General features: G+C 65.2%; 17 protein-coding genes. 9 read left to right on the forward strand and 8 right to left on the reverse strand.

Translation table 11 applies throughout. From position 1 onward, the window contains the following. Positions 1-347 precede the first annotated feature (347 nt). A complete protein-coding gene (locus RAD16_RS37465) occupies positions 348-1,631 on the forward strand; it encodes a cystathionine gamma-synthase family protein (protein ID WP_458162891.1) in 1,284 nt (427 codons plus the stop codon). Positions 1,632-1,640: 9 nt separating this feature from the next. On the opposite strand, the gene RAD16_RS37470 is transcribed toward RAD16_RS37465, so the two are convergent. Both RAD16_RS37470 and RAD16_RS37475 read right to left on the reverse strand, forming a co-directional pair. After that, entirely contained in the window at positions 1,641-1,952 is a 312-nt protein-coding gene (locus RAD16_RS37470) for a VF_A0006 family four-cysteine protein (RefSeq protein ID WP_458162892.1), read from the reverse strand. A gap of 340 nt (positions 1,953-2,292) precedes the next feature. After that, on the reverse strand, positions 2,293-2,709 hold the full coding sequence (locus RAD16_RS37475) for a CHRD domain-containing protein (RefSeq protein WP_458162893.1): 417 nt from the start codon (positions 2,707-2,709) through the stop codon (positions 2,293-2,295). A 154-nt stretch (positions 2,710-2,863) separates the two neighbouring features. Here RAD16_RS37475 and RAD16_RS37480 point away from each other — a divergent pair, with 154 nt between their 5' ends. Further along, the gene (locus tag RAD16_RS37480) at positions 2,864-3,793 is read left to right on the forward strand and encodes a c-type cytochrome (protein ID WP_458162894.1); all 930 of its coding nucleotides are present in this window, start codon (positions 2,864-2,866) and stop codon (positions 3,791-3,793) included. Between the two features lie 118 nt (positions 3,794-3,911). Here the strand turns inward: RAD16_RS37480 and RAD16_RS37485 are convergent, their stop codons facing one another. After that, positions 3,912-4,157 carry an Lrp/AsnC ligand binding domain-containing protein gene (locus tag RAD16_RS37485; RefSeq protein WP_061878884.1) on the reverse strand — a complete coding sequence of 82 codons (246 nt, stop codon included), beginning with the start codon at positions 4,155-4,157 and terminating at the stop codon, positions 3,912-3,914. A gap of 112 nt (positions 4,158-4,269) precedes the next feature. Then, entirely contained in the window at positions 4,270-6,249 is a 1,980-nt protein-coding gene (locus RAD16_RS37490; RefSeq protein WP_458162895.1) for an ATP-binding protein, read from the reverse strand. Between the two features lie 264 nt (positions 6,250-6,513). Here RAD16_RS37490 and thiD point away from each other — a divergent pair, with 264 nt between their 5' ends. The 4 genes from thiD to RAD16_RS37510 all read left to right on the forward strand — a co-directional run bounded on the left by thiD (position 6,514) and on the right by RAD16_RS37510 (position 10,450). Continuing rightward, the gene (gene thiD / locus RAD16_RS37495) at positions 6,514-7,314 is read left to right on the forward strand and encodes a bifunctional hydroxymethylpyrimidine kinase/phosphomethylpyrimidine kinase (protein WP_458162896.1); all 801 of its coding nucleotides are present in this window, start codon (positions 6,514-6,516) and stop codon (positions 7,312-7,314) included. Positions 7,315-7,531: 217 nt separating this feature from the next. After that, positions 7,532-8,344, forward strand: a complete 813-nt coding sequence (locus RAD16_RS37500) for a UDP-2,3-diacylglucosamine diphosphatase (RefSeq protein WP_326896874.1) — start codon at positions 7,532-7,534, stop codon at positions 8,342-8,344. Then, positions 8,344-9,402 (forward strand): glycosyltransferase family 4 protein, encoded by a 1,059-nt coding sequence (locus RAD16_RS37505; RefSeq protein WP_458162897.1) that lies wholly within the window; start codon positions 8,344-8,346, stop codon positions 9,400-9,402. The genes RAD16_RS37500 and RAD16_RS37505 overlap by 1 nt, the downstream gene beginning before the upstream one ends. Positions 9,403-9,466: 64 nt before the next feature. Further along, positions 9,467-10,450, forward strand: coding sequence for a threonine/serine dehydratase (locus RAD16_RS37510; protein WP_458162898.1), 984 nt, complete (start codon positions 9,467-9,469; stop codon positions 10,448-10,450). Positions 10,451-10,705: 255 nt separating this feature from the next. On the opposite strand, the gene RAD16_RS37515 is transcribed toward RAD16_RS37510, so the two are convergent. Continuing rightward, on the reverse strand, positions 10,706-12,562 hold the full coding sequence (locus RAD16_RS37515; protein WP_458162899.1) for a caspase family protein: 1,857 nt from the start codon (positions 12,560-12,562) through the stop codon (positions 10,706-10,708). A 185-nt stretch (positions 12,563-12,747) separates the two neighbouring features. Here RAD16_RS37515 and RAD16_RS37520 point away from each other — a divergent pair, with 185 nt between their 5' ends. Further along, a complete protein-coding gene (locus RAD16_RS37520) occupies positions 12,748-13,188 on the forward strand; it encodes an RbsD/FucU family protein (protein WP_458162900.1) in 441 nt (146 codons plus the stop codon). 97 nt (positions 13,189-13,285) lie between these two features. Here RAD16_RS37520 and RAD16_RS37525 read toward each other — a convergent pair whose 3' ends face one another. Together RAD16_RS37525 and RAD16_RS37530 are read right to left on the reverse strand one after the other, a co-directional pair. Beyond that, positions 13,286-14,974, reverse strand: a complete 1,689-nt coding sequence (locus RAD16_RS37525; protein WP_458162901.1) for a Na/Pi cotransporter family protein — start codon at positions 14,972-14,974, stop codon at positions 13,286-13,288. Positions 14,975-15,098: 124 nt separating this feature from the next. Beyond that, a complete protein-coding gene (locus tag RAD16_RS37530) occupies positions 15,099-15,482 on the reverse strand; it encodes a glyoxalase (protein WP_458162902.1) in 384 nt (127 codons plus the stop codon). Between the two features lie 150 nt (positions 15,483-15,632). On the opposite strand from RAD16_RS37530, the gene RAD16_RS37535 reads away from it, so the two are divergent. After that, complete coding sequence (locus RAD16_RS37535; RefSeq protein ID WP_458162903.1) at positions 15,633-15,992, forward strand: hypothetical protein; 360 nt, start codon at positions 15,633-15,635, stop codon at positions 15,990-15,992. Positions 15,993-16,125: 133 nt separating this feature from the next. After that, entirely contained in the window at positions 16,126-16,893 is a 768-nt protein-coding gene (locus RAD16_RS37540) for an SDR family NAD(P)-dependent oxidoreductase (RefSeq protein ID WP_458162904.1), read from the forward strand. Positions 16,894-17,173: 280 nt separating this feature from the next. Here the strand turns inward: RAD16_RS37540 and RAD16_RS37545 are convergent, their stop codons facing one another. Continuing rightward, complete coding sequence (locus RAD16_RS37545; RefSeq protein WP_458162905.1) at positions 17,174-18,577, reverse strand: hypothetical protein; 1,404 nt, start codon at positions 18,575-18,577, stop codon at positions 17,174-17,176. Positions 18,578-18,602 lie beyond the last annotated feature (25 nt).

Consider the following 18,602-nt stretch of genomic DNA (forward strand, 5'->3'; position numbering starts at 1 on the left):
TACCAGGTTGCGGGGCTGCTGCGCAGCAGCCCCGCAACCCGGCCCTAACCCATCAACCCGCCCTGCCGCCTCAAGCGGCAGGCACCTGTCCCTGATTATCGTGTCTCACTACAGGGGTGCAGTTCACTAAACCTATCCCGGATGTCGCTTCGCTCATCCGGGCTACGGCAAGCCTGAGTCGGACCGCACGAAATTCTGTTTGCAAGGCCTGACGGATCGCAGCCGGAGCCGCTATGTTTGCTTCAGCCGCCGCGGCATCGATGTGAGCTTCTTGCTCCCGATCGCCTCATGACGTCAGGAGCTCGAATGCGCGGCGAGCACCTGAATCAGGAACAGCGAGACAGGCCATGGCAAAACCGTTCCCCTCGAAGACGCATATCGGCAACCATATGCTGCATCCCGAAACCCTGATGCTGACCTATGGCTATGATCCGCAACTGTCGGAAGGTGCCATCAAGCCGCCGGTGTTCCTGACCTCGACCTTCGTGTTCAAGACCGCCGAGGACGGCCAGGACTTTTTCGATTTCGTCGCCGGCCGGCGCGAGCCGCCGGAAGGGATGGGCGCGGGCCTGGTCTATTCGCGCTTCAATCATCCCAACAGCGAGATCGTCGAGGACAGGCTCGCGATCTACGAGCGCACCGAGAGCTGCGCGTTGTTCTCGTCCGGCATGGCGGCGATCTCGACCACGATCCTTGCTTTCGTCCGCCCCGGTGATGTCATTCTGCATTCGCAACCGCTCTACGGCGGGACCGAAACCCTGCTGACGAACACGCTGGCGCGCCTGTCGATCGGCGCGGTCGGCTTTGCCGACGGCGTCGATGAAGCGGTGGTCACACAGGCCGCGGAGGAGGCGATGCGCAAGGGCCGCGTTTCGATGATCCTGATCGAGACCCCCGCGAACCCGACCAACGGCCTCGTCGACATCGCGATGATCCGCCGCATCGCCGATTCCATCGGTAAGCGCCAGGGACACACGCCGATCATCGCCTGCGACAACACGCTGCTCGGACCGGTGTTTCAGCGGCCGATCGAGCACGGCGCGGACGTATCGTTGTACTCGCTCACCAAATATGTCGGCGGCCATTCCGACCTGATCGCGGGCGCCGCACTGGGCGCCAAGGCGGTGGTGAAGGGCATCAAGGCGCTGCGCGGCGCCATCGGCACCCAGCTCGATCCGCATTCCTGCTGGATGATCAACCGCTCGCTCGAGACGCTGAGCCTGCGGATGGAAAAGGCCGATGCCAATGCGCGACTCGTGGCGGCCTATCTGCGCGATCATCCCAAGGTCGCCAAGGTCCACTATCTCGGCCACCACGATGAAGCGTCGCCGGCCGGGCGCGTGTTCGCACGGCAATGCCTCGGCGCCGGATCCACATTCGCCTTCGACATCGTCGGCGGCAAGGACGCGGCCGTGAAATTCCTCAACGCGCTGCAGATCCTCAAGCTGGCGGTGAGCCTCGGCGGAACGGAGTCGCTCGCGAGCCTGCCTGCGACCATGACCCATTCCGGCGTTCCCGCCGACATCCGCCGCAAGATCGGCGTGCTCGATTCCACGATCCGGCTGTCGATCGGGATCGAAAATCCGTCGGATCTGATTGCGGATCTCGCGCAGGCGCTCAACGCAGCCTGAGTGCTGAGGTCAGAACGGATTGGATGTGCGGCAGGCCGAGATGATGGCTGCGGCGGCCTCGTTGGCCTGCGCGCCCGAGAGCTGTCGCACGAGGCAGACATAATAGCCCTTGCTGGACGCATTCAGCAGGGAATCGCCGTTGACGGCGAGCCAGTTGCAGGCGGAGCGGATGTACTGCACGGCAAGGGGCGATCGCGTGTCGCGAATTGCGGAGAGCTCGCATTGCGCTTGCCGTTCCATGTCGGATTGCGCGACTGATGGTGCAGAGAACGAAAGAACCGCGAGGGCTGCAACAGCACCGGTCAGGGACGCGAGCCTCACTGCGGCTCTCCACAAATTTGGCAAGATTGTTGATTGCGGCTCGTTTGAGCAGCGCACGGAAATGTATGGCTGAAATCCCAGGACCGGGCAAGGCGCATCGATCATGTCGAGGCTTCCGACCTTGGCGCGGACTTCCGGCAGATGCCCTGGTGAGATGATCTGTCGCAGAGCGTGGTGATAACGCAGATAGATGGCGTGATGATCGACTGTCTCGGCGCCTGGCGCCTTTTAGCCATCAGGTCGCGGTGTGCAAGCGTCCCGCCTGAGCCGCACGGAATCGAAAAGGCCGGACGCTCCCTCCTTGCGTCCGGCCTTTCCGCAACGAAGCGGCGTTTTCGCCTTACTTCGTCACCTGACCGCGGATCTCGCCGCCCGGATTGGCGGCGGTGTGGATGTTGACGTAGAGCTTGCCGGCGAGCAGGTCGGCCGCCTGCGCGTCGGTCAGCGTCGCCGAGCCCTCGACCGGGCTGTTGGCGGCGCCGGGGATCGGGATCGCGACGCCGGCGTTCTTGCCGGTCTCGGCCGGGCCGTGGAAATGCGCGGCGGTGGCGGGCCCGGACAGGCCGGAATAAGTGAGCTTCCAGGTCAATTTCTTGCTGGCGGCGTCATAGTCCAGATCGGCCGTTCCGGTGCCGCTGCTGGTGGTGGCCGGCACCTCGGCCTTACCGTCGAGCGTTGCTTTCAGCTTTTCGGCGCTGGCCGGGGCTGCAAAAGCCATAGTGCCGAGCGCGAGGATGGCGATCACGGTCTTGTTCATGAACATTCTCCCTGGTGACCTCGTTGGGCTGCCAAACTTCCAACAGTCGCGGTTTCAGTTTATTCCCGTCGCCGCGGGGGACGGGCTAAATTCTTCGTGGCTGGAGCCACGCGGATATCGGTCATAGGCTTACCGCAACGCGTGGATGGATCGAATGTTGCAACGAACAATTGGGGTGGCGCTGCTCGCAGCGATTGTCGGCGCGGGCGCTTATTGGTGGCTCAGCGCGCCGGTGGTGGCCGCCGTGAGCCCGGGACCTGCCCACGTGCCTGACCTCGCCAATGGCGAGGTCATGTTCAATGCCGGCGGCTGCGCGTCCTGCCATGCCGTCCCCGACCAGCCGGACCGCCTCAAGCTCGGTGGCGGCGTTGCGATCAAGTCGCCGTTCGGAACGTTCTATGCCCCGAACATCTCCTCCGATCCGACCTACGGCATCGGCAAATGGACCGACGCCGAATTCGTCAACGCGGTGATGCACGGGGTCTCGCCGGACGGACAGCACTATTTTCCGGCCTTTCCCTATACGTCCTACCAGCACGCCAAACGCACGGACGTTCTCGATCTCTTCGCCTATCTGAAAACGCTGCCGGCCGTTGCAGGCAAAGTGCGTGACCATGACGTGAGCTTTCCGTTCAACATCCGCCGCAATGTCGGCATCTGGAAATTCCTGTTCATGGACGGAAAGCCGTTCGTCGCCGACGGCACCAAATCGCCGCAATGGAATCGCGGCGCCTATCTCGTCAACAGTTTTGGGCATTGCGCCGAATGCCACAGCCCGCGCAATGCGCTGGGCGGCATCATCTCGGGCGAGCGCTTCGCCGGCGGACCCAATCCGGAAGGCGAGGGCTGGGTGCCCAACATCACACAGAAGCGCCTCGGCGAATGGAGCGCGAAGGATATTGCTTATTTCCTCAAGACCGGCGAACTGCCCGACGGCGACAGCGTCGGCGGCGCGATGACGCGCGTGATCAAGAACACGTCGCAATTGCCGGAAGCGGACATTGCGGCGATGGCGGACTATCTGAAGTCGCTGCCGCCGGTGGATGGTCCGCCGCGTCCGAAGCGAAAAGAGAGCGGCACGTAAGGCCGATCCTTTCCCGATTGATTCGCTCGTGTCGCGCCCGCATCCTTTGCCGCCGGCTTGGAATTGGAAGTGCGACAGGCGTCCGGCTTCGCGACCACCATACGGCTGAGGCGGGCAGCTAGCCCGTGCCGAACGCCTTGAACGTGATGATGGTGAGGGTGTCCTGGATGCCCGGCAGCACCTGCACCTTCTCGTTCACGAAATGGCCGATGTCGGTGTCCTTGTCGACGTAGAACTTCACCAACAGGTCGTACTGGCCGGCGGTGGAGTAGATCTCGGAGGCGATCTCGGCTTCGGCAAGCGCGTTGGCGACCACATAGGACTGGCCAAGCTTGCATTTGATCTGGACGAAAAAAGGTACCATTGCAGTCACTCCGAAAGCGCGTTCTTTGCGGCTAATAGGCCAAAACCGGCCGGGCTTGGCAAGCGAACTTGCCGTCGCGCGGGCCGCCAAAAAGCCGCTCCTGAGAGCGCTTCTAGGACGGCAGGGGCGCGCCGGCAAATGCCTCCCGGAGCCGCCGGGCCAACTCGGCGTTGCGATAGGGCTTGGTCAGGACGATCGCCTGCGCGTGGGCGCGGCCCTGCTCGACCGGGGTCTCCAGGGCGTAGCCGGACGAGAACACGACCGGCAGGCCGGGGCGGATGCGCCGGGCCTGGTCGGCAAGCTCCCAGCCGCTCATCGCACCGGGCATCACGATATCGGTGAACAGGAGGTCGATAGCCGGATTGTTGCGAAGCTGCTGCAGGGCCTCCTGGCCGTTGACGGCTTCGATCACGCGGTATCCCAGCGCCTCCACGCGCAGCTTGACGGAGGAGCGGACGAACGGATCGTCCTCGGCGACCAGGACCGTCTCGTGGCCCCTGGGCGCTGCCTCCTCGCGCGCCGTGATGTCGGCGAGCGATTGCTCGCCGCCGGCATGCGGCAGGTAGATCCGGACCGTCGTGCCGAGGCCCGGCTCGCTGTAGATCGAGACATGCCCGCCTGACTGCTTGGCGAAGCCATAGACCATGCTGAGGCCGAGGCCGGAGCCCTTGCCGACCTCCTTGGTCGTGAAGAACGGCTCGAAGACGCGCGCGATGACCTCGGGCGTCATGCCCTCACCGTCATCGGTCACCGAGATCAGGGCGTAGCTGCCGGACTCCACCTCCGGATGCTGCACGCGGTAGTGCTCGTCGATCGCGGTGAGCTCGGTGCTGAGCGTCAGATGCCCGCCTGACGGCATGGCGTCCTGCGCGTTGAGCGCGAGATTGAGCACGGCGGATTCGAGCTGGGCGCGGTCGGCGAAGGCCATGATCGAGCCGGAGCCGAAGGCCGTCTTGATCTCGATGTTCTCGCGCAGGGTGCGCTTGAGCAGCTTGTGCATGGAGGTCAGGAGCTCACGGCACTCAATGGCGCGGGGTTGCAGCAATTGGCGGCGGCTGAATGCCAGCAGCCGCTGTGTCAGCTCGGCGCCACGCTCACCCGACTGGCAGATGTCGTCGGCGAAGCGCTTGAGGTCAGGGCGCGCGTGAAGCTGCTCGCTCAAGAACTCCGCGTTGCCGATGATGACGGTGAGCAGATTGTTGAAGTCGTGGGCGATGCCGCCGGAGAGCTGGCCGACCGTCTCCATCTTCTGCGCCTGCTGAAGCTGCTGCTCGGTCAGCTTGCGCGCGGTGAGGTCGTGGACGATGCCGACATAGATCAGCTCGCCGTCCTCCCAGGCCTGGCCCACCGACAGAGCCATCGGAAAGCGCGATCCGTCCTTGCGCAGGCCGATGGCTTCCCCGGTCGAGAAACCCCGCGGATGGCCTGCGGGGGAGGGCCTCTCCTCGTCGGACATCAGCATGGCGATGTCGTGATTCATGACCTCGCCGGCGCGATAGCCGAACAGCCGTTCGCAGGCGGGATTGAACAGCAGAATGCGGGCCTGCGCGTCGAACAGGATGACGCCGTCGACGGCGGTATCGACGATGGCGGTGAGGCGCGTCATGCTCTCGCGCATCGCGCGCTGGGCGTCGCTGACCTGCCGGAGCAGCAGCGTCGCGTCACGGCTCTTGATTTCCTCTTCTTCGAGCGCGGCCCGGACCCGCAGCAGCTCGAACGGCGAGGGGATCTTCAGAATCTTCGGCAGTAGCGGCCAGAGCGCGACAGCCGTGAAGATCGAAGCCACGGCCGTCATCGCCTTGACGATGCCCTCGATGCCGTAGATCGGGACCCAGAGCGTGTAGATCGACAGCACATGCGTCAGGCCGCACGCCATGATGAAGGTGGCGAAGGCCCAATAGACCCAGCCGAACTGGAGATCGCGTCGCTCGATGACGAAGATCGCAAGCGCAAACGGGATCGAGAAATACGCGGCCGCAATGCTGGCGTCGGAGACGACGTGGAGCCAGATCAGCTCGGGTTCCCACAGCAGGCAGATGCCGTGCGGTGAAAACATCGAGGAGTCGAGAAGGCGTTCGAAGTAGGCCCACATGGCATAATCCCGAGAGGGTGAAGGTCGTGACCGGCCCGCACCAAGGCGTTGCTGACGAATCCGTCAACGTTTCACTCATTCTGACGGATGCGCCAAGGCCGGGCCATGCCGAGGTCACATTTCGGGGGATGTGCACGCCTGCGGGACGACAATGCCGCGTGGCCCTCCCTCCGCCTGATTCGCGGCTTGCTGGCCCTCCGGGCGCGCGCTAGGACAGGCCATGATCTCGCAAAGCTCGGCCTCGATAACCCGGAAAGCCGCCCCATGACGACACCCGTGGCGCTCACCATCGCCGGCTCGGATTCCAGCGGCGGCGCCGGCATCCAGGCGGATCTCAAGACCTTTGCGGCGCTCGGCGTCTACGGCGCCTCCGCGATCACGGCGCTGACGGCACAGAACACGCGCGGCGTCACGGGCATTCACGCGGTGCCGGCCGACTTCGTCACCGCGCAGATCGACGCGGTGTTTTCCGATCTCGATGTCGGCGCGGTGAAGATCGGCATGGTGGCCCAGGCCGCCAGCATCGATGCGATCGCGGCCGCGCTGTCGCGTTTGAAGCCGCGCCATGTGGTGCTCGATCCCGTCATGGTCGCAACCTCGGGCGACCGCCTGCTGGCAACCGAAGCCGTCGAGGCGCTGCGTACGAAATTGATGCCGCTGGCCTCGGTGATCACACCGAACCTGCCGGAGGCCGCGGCGCTGCTCGACGAACAGATTGCGCGGACCGAGGCCGAGATCGAAAGCCAGGGGCGCCGCCTGATGGCGCTCGGCTGCCGCGCCGTGCTGATCAAGGGCGGGCACGGCGAGGGGCCCGAGAGCATCGACTATGTCGTCACACCCGAAACCACGATCGCGCTTGCGGCGCCCCGCGTCGCCACGCGCAACACCCATGGCACCGGTTGCTCGCTGTCCTCGGCGGTCGCCGCCGGTCTCGCCAAGGGCGAGGACCTCGAGCGCGCCGTGCGTAGCGCCAAGGCCTGGATCAGCGCCGCGATCGCGGCTGCCGACAGTTTCAGCATCGGCCACGGCCACGGGCCGATCCATCATTTCCACAAGTATTACTGACGAGAAGCCCCAGCGCTGCGCGAAAGCCGCCGCCGTTAACCAATAGGGCGGCGGCAGCGGGCTTTTGCGGACAATCATTGCGGCCTCATGTCGCCTGATTGTCGCATGCGACTGATATTCGCGGGGAGGGCGAGGCAAGGCGTGATTCGTATCTGAAGGTGCCTCATAGGTTCAATTGGTCATCCCCCTGTCACGGGATATTGTTACAGGCTGGCGCATGGGAAGTTACGATGTGAGTGACGAGAGCCCGGAGCGGCGCTTTCGCACGTTGTTCATCTCCGACGTTCATCTCGGAGCCCGCGGTTCTCAAGCCGACCTTTTGCTGGACTTCCTGCGCTACCATGACGCCGACACGATCTATCTCGTCGGCGATATCGTCGATGGCTGGGCGCTGAAATCGAGCTGGCACTGGCCGCAATCGCATAACGACCTGGTCCAGAAGCTGCTGCGCAAGGCGCGCAAGGGTGCCAAGATCATCTACGTGCCCGGCAATCACGACGAGTTCCTGCGCAATTATTACGGCACGCATTTCGGCGGCATCGATGTCGTCGAGAACACCGTCCACACCGGCGTGGACGGCAAGCGTTATCTCGTGATCCACGGCGACATCTTCGATCTCGTGGTTCAGAATGCGCGCTGGCTCGCCCATCTCGGCGATAAAGCCTACGACTTCGCGATCCAGATGAATCGCTTCGTCAACTTCTTCCGCCGCATGTTCGGCGTGCCCTATTGGTCGCTGTCGCAATGGGCCAAGCAGAAGGTCAAGAACGCCGTCAACTATATCGGCGCGTTCGAGCAGGCGCTCTCCGCCGAAGCGCGACGCCATGACGCTGATGGCGTGATCTGCGGCCACATCCACTACGCCGTGATCCGCGACGAGAACGGCATCCGCTACATGAATTGCGGCGACTGGGTCGAGAGCTGCACCGCGCTGGTCGAGCACGACGACGGCCATTTCGAGATCATCACCTGGGCGGATCATTTGCAGAAGCCGGCGCAAGTTCCGCAGGTGGCAGCAAGGGCAGCCTGATGCGCATCCTGGTCGCGACCGACGCCTGGCACCCGCAAGTCAACGGTGTGGTTCGGACGCTGACCAAGCTCGCTGAGGCCGCCAAGGGGATTCGCGTCGAAGGTGCTGGCGTCGAGTTCACGTTCCTGACGCCGCAATCGTTCCGCACGTTTGCGATGCCGAGCTATCGCGACGTGCGCCTGGCGATGCCCCGCCCGGCACGGATCGCGAAGCTGATCGAGGAAGCGCGGCCCGACAGCATCCACATCGCGACCGAAGGGCCGATCGGCCTGATGGTCCGCCGCTATTGCCGCCAGCGCAAGCTGCCGTTCACGACCAGCTTCCACACCCGCTTTCCCGAATATGTCCGCGCCCGCGTGCCGGTGCCGGGCTCGCTGATCTGGCGGGCGCTGCGCCGCTTCCACAGCGCCAGCAGCGCCGTGCTGGCGGCAACGCCGGCGCTTTCCCGCGAGCTGACCGACCGCGGCTTCGACAATGTCCTGCTGTGGCCGCGCGGCGTCGACACCGGCCTGTTCCATCCCCGCGCCATCGACCTCTGCCTGCCGGCCCCGGTGTTCCTGTCGGTCGGCCGCGTCGCCGTGGAGAAGAATCTCGAGGCGTTCCTCGACCTCGACCTGCCCGGCACCAAGGTGATCGTCGGCGACGGCCCGGCCCGCGCCTCGCTCGAGGAGGCCTATCCGGACGCGATTTTCCTCGGCGAGAAGCACGGCGAGGCGCTGGCGGAGATCTATGCGGCCGCCGACGTGTTCGTCTTCCCCAGCAAGACCGACACGTTCGGCCTGGTCCTGCTGGAGGCGCTCGCCAGCGGCCTGCCGGTTGCGGCCTTCCCGGTGAAGGGTCCCCGCGACGTGATCGGCGATGCGCCGGTCGGCGCTCTCGATCACGACCTGCGCAACGGCTGCTTCGCGGCGCTCGGCATCTCCCGGCAGGACTGCGTCGAATTCGCCGCCAACTACACCTGGGAGGCTTCCGCGAGGGCCTTCGTGGACAGCATTTTAGCGGTCGGCGCGGTGCTATCGGGCAGGAATGGGGCAGCGCCCGTTAGTTTCGTAGCCTGAAAGCCACGGTTCATCGCGCGGAGGTGTCTTGCCGGGCTCGCGGCTGCCGCGATAAAGTTCTGCCATGACCGAACAGCTCCTCCCGATCGGCCCTGCCGATATCGATGCCGCAGCGCGCGTGATCGCGCCCTTCGCCATCCGCACCCCGCTGTTGTCCTTTCCCGTGCTCAACGAGCGCGTCGGTGCCAAAGTGTTCCTGAAGCCGGAGATGCTCCAGCGCACCGGCTCCTTCAAGTTCCGCGGCGCCTTCAACAAGGTGTTCTCGATCCCGCAGGACAAGCGCGCCGGCGGCGTCGTCGCGTTCTCCTCCGGCAACCACGCCCAGGGCGTGGCGGCGGCGGCCAAGATTCTCGACATGCAGGCGACCATCGTGATGCCGGCGGATGCGCCGCTGTCCAAGCGCGAGCGCACCAAATCCTATGGCGCCGAGGTCGTGCTGTATGACCGCTACAATGACGACCGTGAGGCGATCTCCCGCGGCATCGCCGAGAAGCGCGGCGCGACGCTGGTCAAGCCGTATGACGATCCGTTCGTGATTGCGGGGCAGGGCACCGCCGGTCGCGAGATCGCCGAGGACATGGCAACGCTTGGCCTTGCCCCCGACATCGTGGTCGCCCCGGCCTCCGGCGGCGGCCTGATCGCGGGCGTCGCGACCGCGGTGAAGGCACGTTATCCGCAGGCCGAGATCGTCGTGGCCGAGCCCGAGGCGTTCGACGACCACGGCATTTCGCTGACCGCCGGCCATCGCGAGCCGCATCCGCCGGCCGGCCGCACCATCTGCGACGCACTGATGGCGCTGATCCCCGGTGAGATGACCTTTGCGATCAACAGCAAGCTGCTCGCGCGCGGCGTCACCGCCTCGGACAAGGAAGTCGGCGCGGCGGTTTCGTTCGCCTATCACGAGCTGAAGCTCGTGGTCGAGCCGGGCGGCGCGGTCGGCCTTGCCGCACTGCTGGCGGGACGTCTCGACGTTGCCGGCAAGAACGTCGTCATTGTGCTCTCCGGCGGCAATGTCGATGCGGATCTGTTTGCCGAGCTGGTGGCCTGAGAGAGGCTCTCCTGTGGCCCATCCTTCGAGACGCCCGCTTCGCGGGCTCCTCAGGATAAGGATGGAGTGCGTGGCGGCAGTCTCGACCGGCACCGATGCTGATTAGCCTCATCCTGAGGAGACCGCGAAGCGGTCGTCTCGAAGGACGAGGCGTGCGCTCAGGCCGTGCCAAAGGCACCGTGTCCCGTTCCCTCACATGAAGAAGGGGCAGAGCGTTTCCGCTCTGCCCCTTTGTCGTTGTGTCGCCGGCTGCAATCAGCGCATGAAGCCGCCGCGGTGGTTGTTGCCGCCGTTATTGCCCTGCGCCTGGTTCATCGACTGGCGGAAGTTGTTGCTGCTGTTGTTGACGATGCGGTTGGTCGGGTTGAACTGCGGGCGGCTGGTCTGGGGGGTGTTCTGGACCTGCACCTTGTTCACCAGGTTGTTGTTGAGCTTCACGATGCCGGTGTTGCCGTTGTTGACGCGGATCGGGTTGGTCTGCGTCTGGATGACCGGCTTGGTGTCGACAGTCGTGCCGCCCTTGCCGACGTTCACCGGCATGCTCACGATCTTGCCAGGGGTGCCGTTCGTCGCGCCATTCGTAGCACTATTGGTCTTGCCGTTCGTCGTACCGCCAATGTTGTTGCCATTCTGGTTGTTGGTCGCGGGCAGGGTCACGATCTTGCCGATGCCGCCGTTGGTCGTGTTGGTCGGCGCGGGCAGGGTGACGATCTTGCCCGGGGTCTGCGAGGGCGTCCCATTCTGCGGGTTCGGCTGGACGTTGCCCGCCGGCAGGTTGACGATCTGGCCGCCATTGCCGAGCTTGCCGATCAAATTGCTGTCGACCGGCTTCTGCACGACCGGCAGGTTGCCGTTGACTTGCGAACCACCATTACCCTGCTGCATCAGCGGCATGTATTTGGGCTGGCCGAGATTGCCGATCTTGAAGGTCGGGTTGATGGTCTGCGGCGCCAGGAACTTGGTGGCCTGCATCAGGGGGATCAGCTTCGGCTGAGCCTCGAGCTTCAGCGCGGATTGCGCATAGGGGCTGTTGCCGTAGCTGTCGTAGAAGGTCTTGTAGCCGATCGGCGAGTTCGCCAGCACCGCCTTGTGCCAGGCCTGCGAGATCAGCAGGTTGTTGAGCAGCCAGCGGATGTGGTCGCACAGCGGGTCGTGCGGGTACATCTGGATGAACTCCTGATAGTACTCCGGCCGTCCCTCCGACACGACATAGTCATAGGCCTGGCGGGTCGAGCGGCTCGGCAGGTTGGAGGCCATCTGCACCACGGGCGTGTTCACCGGGGCGCGGTTGGCGGCCACAGCGGTGTCGCCGAAGAAGGTGAAGTCCGAGGTCAGCGACGAGCTCTCCCACGGGATCTGCGCGCCGCTGGTGGTCTGGTTGACCTCGAGGCGCACCCGCTTGAACAGCTGCTCGATCGGCACGTTGGGCTCGCGCGCGACGTTCAGGAACGCCTGGGTGTAAGGGCTGTGGCCGTTGGTGCCGTCGAGCGCTTCGGCGCCCGGTGCGGTCGAATAGCCGACGATCGAGCCGTTCGGCGCATCGACGATGGCAAGGCCGCGGCCGGCGTCATTCACGTTCGGGAACGGGTTGTTGCGGCAGGCGTCGAGGATGACGATGCGCATGCGGCTCGGGATCGTCTCCAGCGTCGACATCACGTCGACGAGGCGCACCGAGTTGTTGACGAGCTCGGTCTGGCTCGAAACCTTGGCATCGACGGGAACGAGATAGTTCTCGCCGGCGAGCTGCACGCCGTGACCGGCGTAATAGACCATCGCCACCGTGTTCGGGCCGCGGGCCGAAACCTTCGCGGAAAAGTCCTGCACCACGCGGAGCATGTCGTTCTGGCTCAGATCGGTCGCGGCGACCACCTCGAAGCCGGCCGAGTTCAGGAACTGCGCCATCGACTGCGCGTCGTTGTCGGGGTTTTCGAGCTGCGGCGCGTTCTGGTAGTTCGAATTGCCGATCACCAGCGCCACCCGCTGCTCCGGCCCTTGCAGGGCGGTCGGAGCCGGCGCGACCGGGGCGACTTGCGCGGAAACAGGGCCGCAGGCGAAGCCGAACAGGCTTCCCACGAGGCCCGCCGTCATCAGGAAAGGTTTTAGGCGGAACATGGCGTGCTCCTCTGGCACTGATCTCGATGCGAGATTGGTTGCGAGGGAGCCTGGCCCCGTTCGAGCCGGGGGTCCGTGATCGCGATCACCATGCTACCGTGCGTGATCTGAATCACGCTCGGAACCTGCTATGATGAAGGGCCGGTTTCGCCGGCCAATGACATGCCCAGGGGAAGTGCCGTTACATGCTGAAATCGATCGATCCGATCCTGACGCCCGATCTGCTCTGGCTGCTGGCCTCGATGGGCCACGGCGACGACCTCGTCTTCGTCGATGCCAATCATCCGGCCGCCCGCATCGCGCAGAGCACGACATCGCAGCGCCTGATCCAGCTCCCGGGCATGCCCATGGAGACGGCTATGCGCGCCATCATGTCGGTCTACCCGCTCGACGATTTCGATCCGGATCCGGTGCGCGTGATGGCGCCGGTCGACGATCCCGACCGCGTGCCGGATGTGCAGCGCGCGGTGCTGGCGGAGATCGAACGTGCCGTTGGCGGCGCGGTTACACCCGGCAAGCTCTCGCGGCCGGACTTTTATCGCGCGGCGGCGGCGGGCTTCGGTGTCGTGCAGGTCGGCGACAACAGGGGTTACGGCTGCTTCCTGATCCGCAAGGGCGTGCTCTAAAGCGCGATGAGGTCAGGATGAATCGTCGTCGCGCTTCAGGTTGTTGTTTGAGCATGATCCTCTCGGAAAACCGCTGCGCACTTTTCCGGATCATGCTCTAGCCGCGACCGACGAGATGGGCCGCCGATCGCCAGGCGTGCTGCGACAGGGCTTCGAGGTTTCGCACCGTTTCGACGCGGAGCAGGGCCGCATCGGCGGTGAGGGATCCATTGGCAATCGCGCCAAGCGTCGCGCTGCGATGAGTGCGCAGCACGTCAGCAAGCTGTGTCGTGGCACGCGCGAGCGCTGCAATGGCTTCATCAGGCGGGTCGGCGCGCGGGCCTGCCATGGCGTCGCCTTCGGGCGAGGCGGGTGAGGCGTGCGGCGATGCGCCGGTGGGCGATGGCGCCGCCACGCCGCGCGCGATCGCGGCCGCGCTTCGCATCACGTCTGCGCAAAGGGCGCCGGCGCGGATGTCCTCCGGCGCGGCTGCGACCGAACCGACAGTGTATGCGCCGCTTGCGAGGTCGGCCAGCCGGGACGCATGGTCAAGCGCGTGCAAAGTGCTCGTGAGGCGCCGCTGCTCGTCGTCGGTGTCGGGCGGTCCGGCGACGTCCGACAGGAACACTTGTGCCTGGCGCACGGCATCGGCCGCCTCCTGCACGGTGACGGCGTCCTTTCCGAGACGAACGGAGCCGGCGCGGCCGGCCAGTTGCGCCTCGACCGAGCCGCACACGACCACGAGCACGCGTGCGATCGTCCGCCGTACCGCCTCCACTGCGACGATCGGGGTCTCGAGCGCCGGCGGATCGAGACACCGCGTCAGCGCCGAGCCGCGCTCGGGCAGGATCCGTTCGACCAGCCGCGTGAACCGGTCGATCAGCGGCAGCAGCACCGCGACGCCGACGACATTGAACGCTGTGTGGTAGCCGGCCAGCAGCGTGACGCCGTCGATCGTGTGCGAGGCGCGCAACAGCAAAGGCGTTACGATGGGAAAAGCCACCAGCGCGATGAGCGCGGCAATCAGCTTGAACAGGATGTAAGCAATCGCGAGCCGCTTGGCGGTGGCGCTCGCGCCGATCGCGGCGAGTGCGGAGCTCGTCGCCGTTCCGACGTTCTGGCCGATGATCAGCGCGCAGGCCTGGTCCAGCCCGATCGCGCCTGCGAAATAGCCGGACAGGGTCACGGCGATCGCGGCCGTCGACGATTGCATCAGCGCGGTCATGACCAACCCGGTCACGACCAGTGCCAGCAGGCCGAACAGGCCCGACGACCATGACACGCCGGGACTGCCGAGGACCGCCGGCAGGTCCGCGGGGTGCATGCGTTCCGCCAGCCCACCCATGCCCTGCTGCAGGGTCGTCAGGCCGAACAGCACGAGGCCGAAGCCTGCGAGCGCGGCGCCCGCGCCGGAAATCCGTCCCTTGCCGAGCAGCCTGATCAGCGCGCCGACGAAGATCATCGGCAGTGCTGCCGCGGTGAGCGAGACCCGGACACCGATCAGCGCGACCAGCCAGCCGGTTCCGGTGGTGCCGATATTCGCGCCGAAGACGAGGCTCAGACCTTGCTGGAACGTCAGCAGGCCGGCGCTGACCAGACCAATCGTTGTCATGGTCGTCGCGCTGGAGGATTGCACCAGCAGCGTGACGACGGCTCCCCAGAACGAGCCGAGCAGCGGCGTCGAGGCCGCCTTGCCGAGCACGGCGCGCAGCGCGGAGCCGGCCAGCGTCTTCAGGCCGTCCGTCATCACGGTCATGCCGAGCAGGAACAGGCCGACGCCGCCAAGTGTCGAGATTGCCGTGGACATGCACGCGCTCCTCGCGACAAAGCACCACGAATAGCGAAGCCGACATTACAGCAATGAGGCGCTGATGGGGCGGGTCAAATGTTGCGCAGGATTGCGGGTCTTCCCCCGCTAAGGACGCGCGTGATCAGCCACCGGAATTCGTCAGATCGGAAGGCCATCCGATCCGGACGAGAAGAGCGTCGGGACCGTTGAGGCCCACCTCATACATGCCCCATTCCCGGTGGCGCAGCACGCCACCGGGGCGGATGATCAGATCGTCCACGCGCGCGGCAATGGCATCGACATCGGGTGTGCGAATGAAGACGCCGAAGGGATTGTGCTCGGGCACCCGCCACGGGTCATCGCCGGCTTGCGTGAGATGCACCTCGCATCCCCACCCCCGCATGATGACGTAATTGGCGTCGCCGCCCGCACGCTGAAAACCGAGGCGCTCCCAGAACGGAATCGCAGCGGCAAGGTCGTTGCTCGGAATGATGGCGAATGCGCCGATGAGCGGGGTTTCAGACATTCTCACCTTCCGGAATGTGCAGATTGGCGGCGCTGCTCTCGTGCAGTGTTTTACGAAGATTATCCGGAGGTGCCTTCGAGGCGAAGCGGCGAAACGTCCCGCACTCGAATTTGAATGGCCTTCTCGCACGCGATTCTCTATGGTCGATCCATGTCTCGCCTTATGTGTCTCTTCTTTGCTGTCATCCTGTCGCTGCTGCCCGCCACCGCACCAGCGCAGTCCGTCAAGAAACAGCCCAAACAAGCCTGGCATGGCTACGGCTTCCTGCCGGGCTATCGTCAGCCGCTGAGCAACAGCATTCCGCTCTACAAGCAGAAGGATGCGATGCGACGTCTGGCGCGCAACGACCGGCGTCATTGGTACATCGATCCGGTCCCGCAATATTATGGCTGGGACGGCGAGTGGCGTTATTTCGGCCGGCCCGGTTTCGGCGGCGGCCGCTACAATGGCGGCAGCTTTGGTCCGTGCTGGACGCGGACGCCGATCGGACCGATCTGGAATTGCGGCTGATCGGCCGCGGCTTGCCTCGCGGAAGGCCTCGCTCGACGGATTTCAACCGTAACCGAACCCGGTTCGTCTGAAACCAAACCGTCTTCTCGGTGCCTTAGCTCTCATCCGTACCTTTTCGGATGGAGTTGCCAGCATGCTTTCTCGGTTCAAGGACAAGGTCGTCATCATCACTGGCGCCGGCAGCGGCATCGGCGCGGCGGCAGCCAGGCGCTTTCACGCCGAAGGCGCATTGGTCGTGCTCAACGGACGCCGCGAGTTCAAATTGACCGAGGTCGGCGCAACGCTGGGCTCCGACCGCTGCATGATCCGACCCGACGTCTCGATCGCCACAGATGTCGATGGCCTCGTCGCCGATGTGGTCAGGCAGACGGGCAGGATCGACGTCCTCGTCAATAATGCGGGAACGGGGATCATCGGAGATTTCGTGAATGCGCCGGTCCAGAACTGGCGCGATCAATTCGCGGTCAACGTCGACGGTGTCTTCAACATGATGCGCGCCGCGCTTCCGCACCTGATCAAATGTCGCGGTTCGATCATCAACGTGTCGTCCCTCAGCGGGCTCGGCGGTGATGTGGGCCTCAGTTTCTACAACGCCACCAAGGGCGCCGTCAGCAATCTCACGCGCAGCCTCGCGCGCGAATTCGGCCCGAAAGGCGTGCGCATCAATGCGGTCTGTCCGTCATTGACCCTCACCGACCTGACGATGCCGATCGCCGAGCAATATCCGGAATTGCTCGCAAGATTGGTGGAACGTATCCCCTTGGGGCGCGCAGCCCAGTCCGAGGAAATCGCAAGCGTCATCGCATTTCTCGCCAGCGACGACGCCAGCTTCGTGAATGGAGTGAACCTGCCCGTCGACGGCGGCATGGACGGATCGACCGGGCAGGCCTCGTTCTTGTAGGGGGGCTAGGGATTCCGTCATCCTGAGGTGCGAGGCATGGGACGCAACGCGTCCCATGCGGAGCCTCGAAGGATGAACGGCCCCGATGCAGCCGGGCCGTCGCCCTTCGAGGCTTGCTCAGCGGCGCTATGCGCCGCCGAGCGCGCACCTCAGGGTGACGGGGATGTAGTCCCGTCATTGCGAGGATCGAAGCGACGAAGCAATCCAGAATCTTTCCGCGGGGAGACTCTGGATTGCTTCGCTGCGCTCGCAATGACGATGTCCAGAGAGCGTACGCCCCTTACGAGAAGAATGCGATCTTCTCGGCCTGGGTCATGCGGCGGATCGGGGCGAGCGGGTCGTTCGCGGCGGCGCGGGGCTTTTGCAGCATGCCGCTGGCGAGGATGGTGGCGCCGAGCGAGGGCGCGGGCGCGGATGCGGGCAAAGGCGAGGGCATCGGCAGCGTTGCGGTTGGCGCTGCGCCAAATGTTGCCGTGGCGGCCATGGCCGGGGCGGGCTGTTCCATCACTTCGGCTGCGGCTTCCGCAATGGCGTCGGTGAGGCGCGCCAGCGAGTCCATCGCGATCGGTGCGTCCTCAGCGGGCTCTTCCACGACCCGGGCGACGACGGGCTGCGGCGCAACCGGCCCCAGCTCCGCTGCAGCAATCGGGGAGGCGACCTCGGCGGCCATCTGTTCCGGAGCAGCCGCTGCCATCTCGACCGGCTCGATGATCTCGTCGAACTCCGGATCGGGCGCGGCCATCTCCAGCGCGATGGCATCGAGAATGGCTTCGTCCTCGGCTTCCGCGGCGGCGTCGAGCGAGAATTCGTCGGTCACCTCCGCGAGGGCGACAGGTTCGGTGGCCGGCTCTTCAACGGAGACGTCTTCGCGCGCGCTTTCAGTCGTGGCATTGTCGAGCGCGGCGCTGCTTTCGGCAGCGATCTCGGGCGCGTCGGCTACGTCGATCGCCTGCTCGGCCATCGCGACCGCGTCGGCGGTCTCGACGGCCGCTTCGGGCTCTGGCGCCGGTGCGATGTCCTGCGGCGTCTCCGCAAAAGCCACGGGTGTTTCGCTCGCCATCGCGGGCTCGACGGGCGCAGCTTCCGCGGTGGGAGCTGGTGCTTCCTGAACCGGTGCCGGAGCGGGACGCTCCGCCTGCGGCGTTGCGTCGCCGGCGGTCTGGTCGATCCGATCCTTGAGCAGATCGAATGCGGCCTTGAGCTCGACGCGGGGGTCGATGGTCGAAATCTGTCCGCAGGCGGCCTCGATCGAGGCAAGCTGCGAATCAATCAGGTCGCAGATCCGCCCGTCGGCACCGATCTCGCGCCAGCGCCAGGAGATCTCCTTGATGATGCGCACGCCGCGCGGGATCGGGGCAAGGCTCGCCTCGATCGCCGAAGGATCGAACGCCGCGATCGCGATGGTCTCGGCCTCGCGGATGGCGCGGCGGATCTCGATCAGCGCCTCCGGCAGGCGGTCCTCGACGACGGGTTGTCGCTGTGCCGCAAGGGCTTCTTCGATTTTCGCGACCGCATCGAGCACCATGCTTGTGTCGGCATTGCGGTTGCGCTTGGCATATTCGCCGAGGAACCAGCGGCCGCGCGCGGTCTCCATGAAGGCTTCGCGGATCGCGTCGTAATCCTGCTCGTTCGGCTCGGCCGCGCGGGCAGACATGGGCGAGAGGGCGAATGCTTCGTTGGCCATGACAATCTCGTCGCGCAAATCAGTG

This window comes from Bradyrhizobium sp. 18BD (assembly GCF_054185225.1).